Origin of the sequence: Sphingobacterium sp. LZ11T8 (assembly GCF_024261425.1) — a bacterium.
GTDB lineage: Bacteria > Bacteroidota > Bacteroidia > Sphingobacteriales > Sphingobacteriaceae > Sphingobacterium.
In genome coordinates this window covers 159,766-174,978 of the sequence record NZ_JANBZY010000002.1, presented here as the reverse complement: position 1 = coordinate 174,978, position 15,213 = coordinate 159,766, and the positions used below count along the sequence as shown (strand labels likewise).

Below are 15,213 nucleotides of genomic sequence, written 5' to 3'. Positions count from 1 at the left end.
GCTATTTAATTAATTTATTCCTATAATTAGATGGAGATTCTCCAACATATAATTTGAAATATTTATTAAAAGTAGTTCTGGAATCGAAACCACTTAAATCCGCCAAGAATTCAAGTTTTAAATTTCCAGAATCTGCATGGATTAAGTTGACAGCATGTTGGACTCGATAAGACGCCAACCAATCTTCAAAATTGGAATCCAGGATCATCTCTAAATAATATTCAATCTTTTCCTTATCAATAGAAGTTTGTTTGCTTAATCGGTCCAAGGTTAAATGGGCATCAAGATATAAGTGTTCCAGTTCCATGCTCTGGGCAATCTTGTTTTTGATCAGATGTAATTCTTGGTCCTTAATATTAAAATCATATACAGATGCAAGTGATAATGCTTGTTGTTTTTCTTGACTACTGCTCAGAAATCTATTGCTGACAAGAAACCAAGTCAAAACGGCCACATTTACCAATAGGATGGCAACAATAACTAATTGAGCATGTCTGTTGGAGAAGTTGTTAGATAAATGGTTGATGTAGATAATATTGATGAAGAAAAATATGGCAAAGCCCAGTAAGGCTAGTATCTCAAGTAGAATCAGATTCCTTTCATTTAAAAACAGACTTTCTTTTTTCTTGGAAAAGATAACAATGGAAGGATATGTAAACATCGAAATCAACGTCGAAATGAAATAAACATGTTGATAGATAGATGGAATGGAAGGTTTTACCAGAAAGAAAATGGCAGCAACAATGGTAAATGGAATAATATGAGGCAGTGCTCTGCTTAAGGTTATATTTACATCAAGTTGATCTAAATAGGCTAAATATAGAAGAGGCCCAAATATTAAGGATATTGGAAATTCAATACTTTCCATCATCATTAGGATTTGGATTATTAAACCAATACAGAACATGGTTAATAAAATCTCAAATAGGTTCTTCTTCATATACTATTTACTAAATAATACCAGATTATTCAGCTGTAAGAAATTAAATGGTAGACTTAGCCTCTACCTCTTAGATAACACTGTTAATAATTGAACAATTCACATAGCAACAGATTCAATATCAGGTACGGTTGCTTCTATTTCAGCAAATATATCTAAATATTCATACATCTATAAAATGAACCCAGAGGCCCTTTTTTTAAAGAAATAGTCTATTTTCTGTACTTAGAATTTAGTTAATGTTTTTGAGTGATTTAAATAATTAGAAATAGTTAAAATATATAAATTGGCTTCGCTTAAAAACGACCTTTATTTATGTAAAGGAAAAATAAAATAATTATCAGCGTTTAAACATCTATATGTTTTCTGATATCAATCTTGTTCATTGGTTAACTTAAGTGGCAAATGACAATTAAACAAATCACAGGCCCTTTTACTTAATTTTTTTTCTATTTCAAAGATATTCAATACAATATATAATAATTTGTTGAGATTTATGAAATTATTATTACCAAATTTTAAAGTTAAATTAAATTGGCAGGAATGGTTTAGTGAGCTGTTTATCAATGTTTAAACATTAATTCAAACTATTTAGGCTTTAGATTGTATTACAATTACATATGTTACAAAATCTAGATATACCCGATTCGGGCACTCTCATTATATCGAATCGCCTGCCAGTAAAAATTGAACGAAAAAAATCAAAACTCAAGTTCACTCCCAGCGAAGGAGGATTAGCCACTGGCCTGGGATCCTTTTATAAAGAAAATGGATCTTGGTGGATTGGCTGGCCAGGGATTATCCCCAAAAATGAAAAAGAAGAAGAATTGATCAGGCAGGAGCTTAAAAAGCTGAACCTCATCCCTATATTTCTCACAGAAAAAGAGATCAAAGGTTACTATGAGGGTTTTTCGAATGCCATTCTTTGGCCATTATGCCACTATAGACCAAGCTATGTGGAGTTGAAACAAGAGTTTTGGCTAAGTTATGTGGAAGTAAATAAAAAATTTGCCGAAGCAGCATTGCCTTTTATAGAACAAAATACGCGTGTTTGGGTCCATGATTATCAATTAATGCTAGTACCTAATTATATTAGGGAACTTAAGGAATCCTGCAGCATTGGATATTTTCACCATATCCCCTTTCCTCCTATCGAGTTATTTAAGATGCTACCATGGCGAGATGAACTATTGGAAGGACTTCTGGGTGCAGACCTGATCGGTTTTCATACCTATGAAAACGTGGATAATTTCTTGGACTCCTGTTCTGGTGTTTTAAACCTCCAAAACAATATCAACTCCCTGAAAATAAATGGAAGAAAGGAATTGGTCGACGTATTTCCAATGGGCATTGATTATGAAAAGTATAAAAGCCAAGCCCTAGATACAGAGACGAAAGAATATAGCAAGCATCTGAAAGAACTGTACCACAATCAAAAACTAATCCTATCTGTAGATCGCCTGGATTACAGTAAAGGAATCTTACAGCGATTGACAGCCTTCGAAATTCTATTAAATGACCATCCGGAGTTACATGGACAAATTTTATTATATATGCTCATAGTTCCTTCTCGGGACCAAGTCAATCAATATAAAAAACTAAGGAATGAAATCGACAGAAAGGTTGGAAACATCAATGCCGTTTATGGGAAGCCAGGCTGGCAACCAATTGCCTATTTCTATAATTCATTGCCATTCCATGCACTTTCAGCATTATATGTAGCGGCAGATGTATGTTGGGTAACCTCTCTGTACGATGGCATGAACTTGGTTGCGAAAGAATATATCGCAAGTAAGCAGGAAACAAAAGGGGTTTTGGTGATCAGTGAATTCGCTGGTGCCTCCAAAGAGCTATCGGATGCATTAGTCATTAATCCATATGCAGTGCATCGGACCAGCAGAACACTTTATGATGCCATTAGCATGGAAGATGAAGAAAAAGATGAAAGGATGCATGCTAGCCAAGCCATTGTTTCAAAATTCACGGTTCATCACTGGGTCAACCTCTTTATGCAGCGTTTAGAAGAAATCAAGAATGAGCAAAGGCATGAATTAGCCCGGAAGGTTCGTGAAAAGGTTGAGAATGATATTAAATCGGGTTACAATGCAAGTAAAAAACGATTAATCCTTCTTGATTACGATGGGACTTTAGTTGGATTCAACAAGAATGCAGATAAAGCGGTTCCCACTACGGAGGTATATGCAGTATTGGACAAATTAAGCAATGACCCACGGAACTTGGTCACCATAATTTCGGGTCGGAAATATAGCAATTTAGAAAATTGGTTTGGGAGCCGACCATATTACTTAATTGCAGAACATGGGATCTGGAGTAATTATCCCAACCATGAATGGCATTTAGTTCCAGGGCTGAGCAATAGTTGGAAAACAGAAGTCAATCAAATCTTACAAAGGTTTACAGACAGGACCCCTGGATCTTCAATTGAAGAAAAATCCCATTCCTTGGCATGGCATTACAGGAAGGTAGAACGGGCCTTTGGACTAAGACAGGCACAGGAGCTTTTACAGGAATTGAGGCATTTGAACCAAGTTTTGGACCTTCAGCTAATCAATGGTGATCGTGTCATTGAAATCAAGAATAAACTTGTGAACAAAGGAAAAGCGGCCATAAACCTTGCAAATGAAATTGACCCTGACTTTATTTTATGTATCGGTGATGATGCTACTGATGAGGATATGTTTATTGCCTTACCTGAGCATAGCATTACAATTAAAGTGGGTGACAAACAATCTCACGCGAAGTATTACGTTGAAAATAATAAAGAAGTCTTACAGTTATTGGCTTCTTTAGAAAAATAAAAAGATAAAATCTATGAATAAAAGACACCTTTATAATAGTGGTATTATTGGGAACTGTAATTTTATTGCCCATGTGCACAAAAGCACAAACATCAACTGGCTATGTTGGCCAACATTTGAAGATAGTTTCATTTTTGGATGTTTACTGGATACCGAAAAAGGTGGAGAATTTAACATAAAGCTTGACGACAGTCATATTACCTCCAATCAATATTATTTAGAGAATACCAATATTTTAGTTACCGAAGTCAATGGTGAACATTCTGGTTTCAGAGTTATTGACTTTGCCCCACGGTTTGTACAATATGATCGTTATTACAAACCACTGATGTTGATCCGAATAGTTGAGCCACTATATGGAAATCCAGCAGTAAGAGTAAACTGTAATCCGAAAGCGAATTACGGGAAAGATGATTTTAAAAAAAACAGAGGAAGCAATCACATTCATTTTCAGCATGCAGAAGAACATATGAGATTGACGACCAACATTCCCATCAGTCATTTTTTCGATCAGGAGGAGAGCAATATTATCCTTTCCGAGAAGAAATATATGATCCTATCGTATGGGAACAGTTTTGAAGCACCATTGATACAAACAGCGGAAGAGTTTTTGATCAAGACCAAAATATATTGGAGGCGCTGGACAAAAAAAGCAAACATTCCGAACTTCTATCAGGACCATATCATTCGATCGGCTTTAGTTTTAAAATTGCACCAATACGAAGATACCGGAGCCATCATTGCTTCGAGTACAACAAGTTTACCGGAGTCACCTGGTTCGGGAAGAAATTGGGATTACCGTTATTGCTGGGTCAGGGATAGTTATTACGTATTAACAGCCCTGAGCCATATCGGAAAATTTGATGAACTCGAAGAGTTTGCCAACTACATTACCAATATCACCCAATCGGATTCTGGGAGGTTGCAACCTCTATATGGGATATTAGGTCGTAAAGTTTTGACAGAAACGACGCTTGACTATTTGGAAGGCTATAGAGGCAATAAGCCCGTTAGGATTGGAAACCAAGCTTATGAACATATACAAAATGATGTATATGGGCAAGCCATGATCGCCATGTTACCTCTATATACGGATTATCGCTTTCCTCAAGATGAAAGAAAAGATGCTAAAAGCTGGTTGAAATATATCTTGGAGAAGATACAGATGACGATTGATGAAAAGGATGCCGGTATCTGGGAATTCAGGAACATTGCAAACCATCATGCCTATTCCAATCTATTTCAATGGGCTGGTGCTTCAGCTGCCTTAAAAATTGCGAAGCAGAACAATTACAAAGATATTGAGGAACAGGCCAAGATATTAATGGATAAAGCAGCTGAGTATATTGAAAAATGTTATGATCCAGAAATGCAGGTTTACAGGAATTCAGATGAAGGTTCAAATTTGGATGCGAGTACTTTACAGTTAATTTTAATGAATTACCTGGATCCAAGTTCAGACCGAGCTAAAAAACATTTGGAAGCTGTGGAGAAAGAGTTAAAGGGCAAGAACGGACTGTTTTACAGGTACCTGCACCAAGATGATTTTGGAAAACCTAAAACAACCTTTTTAGTGTGTGCATTTTGGTATGTGGAAGCATTGGCATGTGTAGGTCGATTGGAAGAAGCTCAGGAAACCTTTGAGCAACTCCTCTCCTATGGAAATTCCTTAAAGCTATTTTCTGAGGATGTTAACGAGGAAGATGGTAGTCAATGGGGCAATTTTCCACAAGCTTATAGCCATGTGGGATTAATGAATGCGGCATATCGAATCGCGGTAAAACTGGATAAGCCAATATTTCTAATTTAATTACTTAACATTAAATTCATAAATAGCTGAAATGGTACATGTTTTGCTAAAAATAGTGAAATAACGAAAATTACTATGAAAGCATTACTTGGATTATCGGTAGCTATGGTTGCCTTAAGCTTATCGAGTTGCAGTACTGATGACTCGAAAACAACAGATGGAACAACACCAGTAACCATTAAAATTACAGATGCACCTGCATATTATGATCAGATTATCTTAGATATCGATCATATTGAAGTTATTACAGAAGGTGGTCGTCAGGTTATTGATGTTGATATTGAGCCTTTTGATATCTTACATTATCGTGAAGGAGATTACTTGATCCTTGCCGAACATGATGTCCCTTCAGGGCGATTACAAGAAGTAAGATTGGTTTTGGATGATGATAATTATATTGTGGTAGATGGTGTAAGGCAAGATTTGAAGACACCTAGTGGTCAAACTTCAGGTGTCAAAATCAAAGTTCAAGATGATTTAATTCCCCATGTAGCCTATACCCTAGCCTTGGATTTTGATGCATCAAAGTCTATACATCAGACTGGAAATGGTAAATATATGATGAAACCTGTGATCCGCGCCATTCCGGTTGCAGTATCAGGAGCTTTAACTGGTGAGATTTCGCCTATTTCTGCAATGCCTCATGTCTTTGCCATTCAAGGAACTGATACCTTAGGTACATTGGCCGGCCCAACGGGTAAATTCTATTTTCCTGGTGTTATGCAAGGAACTTATAAGCTTGTAATTGAACCGACAAATGATAATTTTAAATCAGCAATCGTCAATGATGTTGTGGTAACTACGGGGCAAACAAAAAATTTAGGGGTCATTCAATTAGAAGAAAAGTAATTGAAATAGCTCTATTAAAAAGGGATAACGTTTATGTTATCCCTTTTTTGGTTTTATAAGGAATCCGCAATGGCATCCCAAAGACCAATTCTATATTGCAAAGCTAATTTGGCAACATCAGCCATCTCTTTCCATTTCACTTCGTTGTTATCTGCCAATTCGTGGATCATCTTCATGGCTAATGGTCCATGTTCATCCCCATCCAATTCGATATGACGCTGAAAATAATATTCAATCTTCTTTAAATCCGATTCGGGGAACTGTTCCTTTAAAGAAGATAGAATTGACGTGAACATATCTGGAATCAAATCCTCTCTACCAAATGTGAATGCAGAGGCAATCTTATGGGTCTCTCCTGCTTCAATAGTATCAAAGGAAAAATTTAGGAAATCTTTAATTCTGTTGTCCAATGTACTATTATCTAAAGCATCTTTAATCTTTATTCCCGCTTGAAGGTTTTGGATCAGGTCCAATATAGGATTCACATCCGCCCCTATCCCTTTCATGGCATCGATATACATTTCAAAATGGCTTAATCGTTGACCATCAATATATTCATCTGATTCTTCAGCAAGAACAATTTCATTGATCAAATATCTGGTTATGGGTGACGGGCTTGCAAACCAAGGAATCGTGGTACAGGTTAATTTGATCTGCAATGCTTTCAACAGAGACATGAAGTCCCACACTGCATAGACATGCCCTTCGGTAAATTTCTGTAAATCGGTAACCTTTTGAATTTTATGATATAATTCGTGGTTTAGTAGATGATTTCTTTCAGCTTGAATATACTCGTTTATTGCTTGAACATTATTTTTCATGGCCCAAAGGTAGGAATAGCACCTATTTTTTAGTCCATTAAAGGAATAAATTGCAAAAAGCTTACAATAATTAGTTTGATGTTTAACTATCTTATGTTTAACTTTGTGCAAAATATTAGAAAATGGCAAAGGATCATAAAGTAGTTCAAGGTTTAATCAGAGATATTATTTCGTTAAGGGTTGCGATAAAACAGTTTTACTTTCAGAAAGTTAAGGAGTTGGAATTAGATGTCACCTATGAAATGGTCCAAGTTTTAGCTGTTCTATGGCGAGAGAAAGAGCTTAATCAACAGGATATTGCAGAGGAGGTACAAAAGAGTAAGGCAAGCGTGACACCATTAATTGACAATCTCTGCAAAAGGGATCTTGTTCAAAGGGTACCTGATGCCAACGATAGGAGAAATAATAAAATTGTCCTGACAGAGAAAGGTTGGGAATACCAGTCGCATTTAGAGCCAGTTCAAAAAGAGCTCTATGAAAAGATCATGAAGAACTCCCAAATCAAAGATATTTCAGAAATCAGTAATCAATTAAGATTGATCAAAAGCGCTATTGAATAGTGTTTTTTTGGAGGAATAGTTCAATATCAAACTAATTTTAAGAATATATTACATTAATAGATGAGCACAGAAACAAATAAAGCAATCAATCAAAAAGAAAGAAACCGAAGGATCAAGATCTATGGTATCAATATCCTTTCCGTACTGATTGTTTTGGCAGCTATAGGTTGGGGCATACTTAGCTATTTACAGTTAAATAACAGTGTTTTCACAGAGGATGCACAAATCGATGGACATATCAATCCTGTAAGCACAAAAATCACCAGCTATATTAAGAAAATCCGGTTTCAGGAACATCAGACAGTGCATAAAGGAGATACATTAGTGGTCTTAGAAAATGATGAGTATAAAATTCAGGTGGAAAATGCCTTGGCTGCTCTAGCTGATGCCAAAGCAGGCAATTCCGTAGTAAGAACCGAGGTCGAAATAGCAAGAAATAGCCAAAACATCGCGGATGCGAACATAGAGGAACTCAAGACCCGCTTGGAAAATGCTGAGGTCAATTATAAGCGGTTCAAGGATCTGATGGATAAGGATGCCATAGCAGTGTATCAATTTGAACAGGTAAAAACCGAATATGAATCCCTAAAAGCAAAATATAAAGCATTGTCTGCGCTAAAGGTAAGCTCCCATTTAACTACACAAGAAACCAGTAGGAAAACAGGGATCAATGAAGCTGCGATCTTAAGGGCCAAGGCTTCGCTCGATCTGGCCAAACTTAATTTATCCTATACCGTGATTGTAGCCCCTTATGATGGCATTTTGGGCAGGGTAAGTTTGGAGAAGGCCAATTGGTCCAATCAGGACAGCAATTATTCAATATCGTTAGGGATCAACAGAAGTGGGTAACAGCAAATTACACCGAAAATCAGATGAAACAAATTGTCCTTGGCAAGAAAGTAAAGCTATCTGTGGATGCTATTCCCCATGTTGTTTTTGTGGGTGAGATAAAGGCTATTTCCGAAGCTACGGGTTCAAAATATTCCAGTATCCCAGTGGACAACAGTACCGGTAATTTTGTAAAAGTTCAACAACGGATACCTGTAAGGATAGAATTTTCAAAGGACAACAAAGTTGAAGATTTAAAAAAACTGATGGTAGGGCTTAATGTGGTGGTTAATTCGATATAGATGAGCAATAGTTTATTTAGAGATTGGGTCCCTCAAAAGTATAAACTAAGCATACTGCTATTAATAGCGGTTTCCTTATCCTTTTGTAGTGGAATTCCAAACAGCATCTATATCTATATCATTTCAGATCAAGCGGCAAGTTCAGCTGATCTATCCATGGCAATGTACGCGTATTGTGCCGGCATGGTCTGTTCAATTTCCTTGATCTTTAGACTGACCATCTATATGCCGAAGAAAAGGTTAATAATATTCTGTTTGATCTTATTAATGGTCATTAACATAGGCTTGGCATTAAATCAAGCGCCATTGATCAATGTGATGTTGATGTTTGTGTTCGGCTGTGTGAAAATCATATTAACCATGGCTTTGATATCAGAGCTGATGCCATTCTTGATGCCCACCGGGGAAAGGTATCAAATGTATGCCATCTATTATCCGATGAACCTGATCTTTCCCATTTTAGGAGGTTTGATAGCTGCCTATCTTGCCAAGCAACATTGGGAACTTGGCTATTATTTCCAGACCTTAATGCTTCTTATATCCTTCCTGATCGTCATTATCTGCTTTAAAACACAACATATCAAGAAGGTGCCATTGTTTCAATACGATTGGTTGGGAACCATCTTATTAGCATCCAGTTTGCTCTGTTTTTCGTTTGTTGCAAGCTATGGTTTACAAAACAATTGGTTGACCAGCAAGAGTATCATATTGGCAATAGTGTTGACCATTGTATTTTTTATCTTATTCTTTAATCGGAATTTCAAGAAAAAGAGAAAGATTATCAGCTTTTCAGTTATTAGGAACAAAGCCACATTCTTAACTCTATTTACCGTGTTTATTTTGGGGATATTTTATTCCAATACAAGTTTGCTGAGCAATCTAATGAATGTACTTTTACCCTCAAATCCTACTAAACAAGCAGAAATCAATGCCTATGTAATTGTTGGATATTTCTTGGGGAGTATATTGGTGTATTTATATTTCAAGCAGACCAAAAAATGTAAAGCTATCTTTTTAATTTCTGCCTCTCTCTATTTAATTTCCAATATCTTATTGTACAATCTGATCAATATCAATACCCCTTTACATTATTTAATTCTACCAATCATACTGAGAGGAATGGCTGTGATAATCTCATTTATTTCGACAGCTGTTTATCTAGCAGGTAATGTGAATGGAAAAGCCTTTTTACAGAGCATTGTTATGTTCCTTTTGATCAGGACATTTTTTGTAACTGTTTTCTGGTCCAGTGTAATCAGTAATTGGTTTAATAAATTACAATTTATCCATCAGACAAGATTGGCGGAAGTTTTTGAGTCTGGAGAAAAAGTAGATCGAACGGTATTAGTAAACTTCCAAAAACAAGCAAACTTATTGGGTTTACATGATCTATATCTTTACCTATGTATCATTAATATATTGGTTATTATCATTATAGCATTAATCCCCTATCACTCATCCACAGTAAGACATATTTTTAACTGGGGAACAAAGAAAAATTCGAAAGAATTGATTCAGGCTACCCCGATGTCTTAATTTTATTTTCAGTTAAACTTTAGATCGCCGTGGCAGTCCATACTGAAACAAGGTTATTAATTGAATAATAATATAAGCCGTATGCCAAATCAATTCTATCGTATTATGAAAAATTCCATATTCATCAGCATCCTTTTTCTAATGTTTTCTTTAACTTCTATGGGTCAGGAAATTGAAAACCAACAATTGCCTGATTCCTCTGTATTCCATAAGAACAACGTGATCTTTGATCGCATTGTACAGCAGAAATTAATGGATTTTCCATATACCAGGGTATACTCTAGCAATAATTATGGTATCCTGGGGTTAATGATGGTTTTATCTGATGATGGATATTTTGGATTTTCAGACAGCAAATACCTAAAAATATCGAATCGCTATTATAATCTAATGGGCCTGAGAGATCTTGACGGGAATGAGGCTGAAATTGAAATTGAAAGCGATGGCACCTCTTTTTTCCGTGGTTTTAACGGAAATACTATGTCAAGTTTCAAAGAGGCTAATAATCAAATGGTGATTCGTGATGAAGCTGGTGAGGTATATCATCTGACCTTTGATCGGATGTCGAATTTAAAAGAAATACATTCAGAATCAGGATATCAATTAACCATAAAAAAAATAAAATCGGGTTTCGAGATCAAGGATAATCAAAATAATGTGGCAGAGATAAAAAAGCAAAAGATTTTTGTTTGGGAGGCTACCTACTCTAATGGAAAAATCTTATCGACAAAGAGAGGGATCTGGAATACCCATAATTTTATTTCAGAAGATGGTAAATCCATATTGAACATTGATTTTGATCGAAATACCGACAACATTAAAATAACGAACAATGAAGGTTTGTATTTAGTAATTAACAACTCCTATAATCCAACCCTCGGAAAGGTTCATCAACATCAACATCAACATCACGATCAATCAAGTGATAAATAAGGATATAAAATTATTATGGAAAGGGAACAAACTCAAGTGTTTGTTCCCTTTTCTATTATATTTTGTTAAAATCTTTGCTAAAATCTGTCCTTTGGATCCGTACGGCATTCAAAATGGCCAATAATGCCACACCTACATCGGCGAAAACAGCTTCCCACATGGTTGCTACACCTCCAGCTCCCAAAATCAGTACAATAGCTTTAACAGCAAATGCCAAACCTATATTCTGCCATACAATTTTCTTCGTTTTTCTTCCGATTTTAATGGACATAGGGATCTTAATTGGTCTATCATCTTGAATAACCACATCTGCAGTTTCGATGGTGGCATCCGAGCCTAAACCTCCCATGGCGATTCCTACATCACTTAACGCAACAACAGGGGCATCATTTACACCGTCACCTACAAAGGCAACGATTCGATCTCTTGCTTTGACCTCCTTCAGTTTTTCAACCTTATCTTCTGGTAGAAGATCACCATAGGCAGAATCGATCTTCAGGTTCTTTGCAACCTCATTTACAACAGTGGATTTATCACCACTTAACATGGTCACTTTGATTCCTTCGCTATGCAGCGCATTTATGGTGTCCTGTGCACCATCCTTTATTTTATCAGCTATGCTTATATAGCCTATATACTTCCGATCGACTGCAATAGCAATGGTGGTATAAACAATTTCTTTATCTGCATTAGGATAGGAAACCTGATGCTGGTCAAGTAACTTAAAATTACCTACCAATACTTCTTTGCCATCAATTTTTGCTTTCAGTCCGTGGCCAGCAATTTCTTCAACATGATCGAGGTTGAGATGACCCTTCACCTCTCCTACATATTCATGGATTGCCGTTGCTACAGGATGTGTACTTTTGCTCTCGATTTCATTGACATACTCCAATATCTGCTCCTGAAGGGCGGATGGATCGAACTTGACATCATTAACCTTAAAAACACCTTCGGTCATGGTTCCTGTTTTATCCATAACAACATGCTTCACGGCTGCCAAGGTATCCAGAAAGTTTCCTCCTTTGACTAAAATCCCATGTCTGCTAGCGGCACCTATTCCACCAAAATAGCCCAATGGAATCGAAATAACCAAGGCACAAGGGCATGAAACGACCAAGAATATCAATGCCCTATATAGCCAATCTTGAAAAACATAGTCTGCCACAAAGAAATATGGGATCAATGCTATTCCAATTGCCAGGAACACCACTATAGGGGTATAGATTTTGGCGAATTTTGAAATAAACAGTTCTGTAGGTGCTTTTTGGGTACTGGCATGCTGAACCATTTCCAGGATCTTACTCAGTTTACTGTCCTCATATACTGTTGTAATTTCAACTTCAGAAACGGTTTGCAGGTTTATCATTCCGGCAAGCACGGAATCGCCTTTAGCTTTAGAGTCTGGTTTGCTCTCTCCTGTCAATGCTGCGGTATTAAAAGTGCCGGATACTGAAATTAACTTACCATCTAAGGCTAATTTTTCACCGGGTTTTAATTGGACAATATCTCCCACTTTCACCAATTCAGCTTTGATCAGTTCAGTTTTTCCATTCCTAAGAACGGTCGCTTCATCGGGTCTTTGATCCAATAAAGATTTAATGTTGGCTTTTGCCTTGGAAACCGCCATGGTTTGGAAAGCTTCACCAACCGAATAAAAAAGCATTACAGCGACCCCTTCCGGATATTCACCAATGGCAAAAGCTCCAATTGTTGCAATCCCCATCAAGAAGAATTCTGAGAAAAAATTGCCTTTTGAAATACTTTTAAAAGCGTCTTTTAAGACTGGAAGCCCAACAGGTAAATAGGCCAATAAATACCAGACCAAACGCAGCCAGCCCTGAAACCAAGGGAAATGAAAAACATAATCGAATAGAATTCCGGAAATCAAAAAGACAAAACTGATTATAGCTGGTCTGAAAAGTTCAAATGTACTGGCATTATTGTCATGAGAATGATTATGCTCATGATCGTGGCCATCATCTTCAGCATGTTGATGATCCAACTTATGACTATTATTTCCTTGATGGCTCCTATGGTTTTGGGTCTGTTTAAGTAAGTCATCAGCATTGGCATTTTTATAAACCTTCACCGTCTGACTACAGATTTCGCAATTGCCATCTTTATCAAAAATATGTTTGTGATCCATAAAGTATTATCCTCTCCTAAATTTAACCTATTTAAATCTAAAAGCTTAGCTTATCAACCAAATAAACCTTGAATTTGTTTTAATAGTGCATTTTTAAAGATGTAAACAAAATGTATATAGGTTTTATTTAGGACCTATTTCCAATAATTATAAATTGCATAAGCAAAAAAACACAAAAGAAAATCATGAAATACTATCAATTATATTATTGGATTACACTATTGTTGCTATCAATATTTAATCCGTTAGATTCCTGGGCACAACCATATCTTATTCAGAGTAAGGAGGGGTATTCGAATGTAAGGGAATCAGCAGATTCAAAAGGGAAAATTCAAAACCAATTGAAGAACAATACAGTTGTGTTGATAGATCAGGTTGAAGAACAAGATCTAGCAAAAGATCAATGGATCAAGATTCTATATTATGAAAACCTGCCTTTTTCCATCGTTGAAATAAAGGATGAAAAACCGCTTAAGGCTGGATATATCCATAATTCCCAACTATTGGCACTAAACAAACTGGAGAAGCCAAGGAAAGCAGATTTTTCCATGCAATATTTAATAAAGCCAGCAAACCTGAAGGGGAAAAAGATAGCATACTATGATGAGAACTCCACTGCCATCAAGTCAATAAATGGAATCTATTATTATCTGGCGGATTGTGGAATTCCAAATGAATTAATAGAAAAGGCGGATGCAACTATCAAAGGAACCAAAGTTTCAATACCAACAGAACTATTGTTGGGAATTGGCTCAGCTAGGCAATCTTTTGACTATTATAAACTGGGAAATGTCTATCTGGCTGTGCAAGAGATTGGAGATGGGGCTTGCACAAATCATGTCGTTTGGGTGTTTGAGAGGAATAAGTTAACCCAGCGATTTATAGGATGGGAATATTAAGAAAAAATAAATGCCCGATTATAATTTAATCGGGCATCAATATGTTGTTCAGTAAGTATTTATAATTATTTCATTAAGCTAACGCTATAGCTTTTACCCGCATCCGTAAGGAGCACAGTAGCATTGGAATAATCTCTACTTAATAAAATGTAAAATTCTTGAAAGTTAGATTTCATTGCTAGTGTAAAGATATCAGGCAATTCAGTGCTGCCTCTGTTCGCATTATTGATCTCAAAACCGTATCTAGATTTTGTTCCATCCGCCCCGGTCATCTCAATCACAGTACCTACAAACTCCATTTTAGTAAAGTAACCTTGATTCGGCTCCAACATTACTGGACCTGTACTCTCGGAAGACATTTGAGCTTCATAAGCTGTAAACACTTTACCTTTAAGATCTGATAATACTTCCTCTTTTAATTTTTCAGGAACAACTCCATTGTCCTTTTCACAAGAGATAAATAATACAGCAAACAACAATAATATACTTAACTTTTTCATACCTTATTAATATAATAATGCTCAAAAGTAGAACAAAAATTAATAACAATTTAATATTTGGACCTGCTCTACCCTACTTAAAAATAATTTGTAGCTATATGTTTGCAAAAGTTCGATTTCAAGGAATTTGGCCTTAAAAGCCACTTTTAATCTAAATTTCAATTGCTAAACTAGCTTTAGCATATTTGCTATCTCCAGCTATGGGGGTTCAATTTTTTTAAGTAAAAAAAGCCTAAGAATTAATAGAAACGAAGAATTCAGGAAAAA

At 36.1% G+C, this 15,213-nt stretch carries 13 protein-coding genes; 9 read left to right on the top strand and 4 right to left on the bottom strand.

Translation table 11 applies throughout. The features are described from left to right. Window position 1 precedes the first annotated feature (1 nt). Window positions 2-940: an AraC family transcriptional regulator gene (locus NLF99_RS05665; RefSeq protein ID WP_254527080.1), complete on the bottom strand. Its 939-nt coding sequence runs from the start codon at window positions 938-940 to the stop codon at window positions 2-4. Between the two features lie 620 nt (window positions 941-1,560). Here NLF99_RS05665 and NLF99_RS05660 point away from each other — a divergent pair. The 3 genes from NLF99_RS05660 to NLF99_RS05650 all read left to right on the top strand — a co-directional run bounded on the left by NLF99_RS05660 (window position 1,561) and on the right by NLF99_RS05650 (window position 6,418). After that, on the top strand, window positions 1,561-3,759 hold the full coding sequence (locus NLF99_RS05660; RefSeq protein WP_254527078.1) for a bifunctional alpha,alpha-trehalose-phosphate synthase (UDP-forming)/trehalose-phosphatase: 2,199 nt from the start codon (window positions 1,561-1,563) through the stop codon (window positions 3,757-3,759). A 13-nt stretch (window positions 3,760-3,772) separates the two neighbouring features. Next, window positions 3,773-5,569: a glycoside hydrolase family 15 protein gene (locus NLF99_RS05655; RefSeq protein ID WP_254527075.1), complete on the top strand. Its 1,797-nt coding sequence runs from the start codon at window positions 3,773-3,775 to the stop codon at window positions 5,567-5,569. A gap of 75 nt (window positions 5,570-5,644) precedes the next feature. Beyond that, window positions 5,645-6,418, top strand: coding sequence for a DUF4382 domain-containing protein (locus tag NLF99_RS05650; RefSeq protein ID WP_254527073.1), 774 nt, complete (start codon window positions 5,645-5,647; stop codon window positions 6,416-6,418). Window positions 6,419-6,471: 53 nt separating this feature from the next. Here the strand turns inward: NLF99_RS05650 and NLF99_RS05645 are convergent, their stop codons facing one another. Beyond that, window positions 6,472-7,239: a DUF3050 domain-containing protein gene (locus NLF99_RS05645; RefSeq protein WP_254527072.1), complete on the bottom strand. Its 768-nt coding sequence runs from the start codon at window positions 7,237-7,239 to the stop codon at window positions 6,472-6,474. A gap of 122 nt (window positions 7,240-7,361) precedes the next feature. Between NLF99_RS05645 and NLF99_RS05640 the strand changes: the two genes are divergently transcribed. From NLF99_RS05640 to NLF99_RS05620, 5 genes are all read left to right on the top strand, one after another. Next, window positions 7,362-7,799, top strand: a complete 438-nt coding sequence (locus NLF99_RS05640; protein WP_185214405.1) for a MarR family winged helix-turn-helix transcriptional regulator — start codon at window positions 7,362-7,364, stop codon at window positions 7,797-7,799. A gap of 60 nt (window positions 7,800-7,859) precedes the next feature. Next, window positions 7,860-8,648, top strand: coding sequence for an HlyD family secretion protein (locus NLF99_RS05635; protein ID WP_254527070.1), 789 nt, complete (start codon window positions 7,860-7,862; stop codon window positions 8,646-8,648). Then, on the top strand, window positions 8,591-8,929 hold the full coding sequence (locus NLF99_RS05630; RefSeq protein ID WP_254527068.1) for an efflux RND transporter periplasmic adaptor subunit: 339 nt from the start codon (window positions 8,591-8,593) through the stop codon (window positions 8,927-8,929). Before NLF99_RS05635 ends, NLF99_RS05630 begins: the two co-directional genes overlap by 58 nt. Continuing rightward, window positions 8,930-10,465, top strand: coding sequence for an MFS transporter (locus NLF99_RS05625; RefSeq protein WP_254527063.1), 1,536 nt, complete (start codon window positions 8,930-8,932; stop codon window positions 10,463-10,465). Window positions 10,466-10,570: 105 nt separating this feature from the next. Then, window positions 10,571-11,398 (top strand): hypothetical protein, encoded by an 828-nt coding sequence (locus tag NLF99_RS05620; RefSeq protein WP_254527062.1) that lies wholly within the window; start codon window positions 10,571-10,573, stop codon window positions 11,396-11,398. 55 nt (window positions 11,399-11,453) lie between these two features. Here the strand turns inward: NLF99_RS05620 and NLF99_RS05615 are convergent, their stop codons facing one another. Further along, window positions 11,454-13,547: a heavy metal translocating P-type ATPase gene (locus NLF99_RS05615; protein WP_254527061.1), complete on the bottom strand. Its 2,094-nt coding sequence runs from the start codon at window positions 13,545-13,547 to the stop codon at window positions 11,454-11,456. Between the two features lie 185 nt (window positions 13,548-13,732). On the opposite strand from NLF99_RS05615, the gene NLF99_RS05610 reads away from it, so the two are divergent. Further along, a complete protein-coding gene (locus NLF99_RS05610; protein WP_254527059.1) occupies window positions 13,733-14,446 on the top strand; it encodes a hypothetical protein in 714 nt (237 codons plus the stop codon). 65 nt (window positions 14,447-14,511) lie between these two features. Here the strand turns inward: NLF99_RS05610 and NLF99_RS05605 are convergent, their stop codons facing one another. Then, window positions 14,512-14,946 carry a hypothetical protein gene (locus NLF99_RS05605; RefSeq protein ID WP_254527058.1) on the bottom strand — a complete coding sequence of 145 codons (435 nt, stop codon included), beginning with the start codon at window positions 14,944-14,946 and terminating at the stop codon, window positions 14,512-14,514. Between the last annotated feature and the right edge of the window lie 267 nt (window positions 14,947-15,213).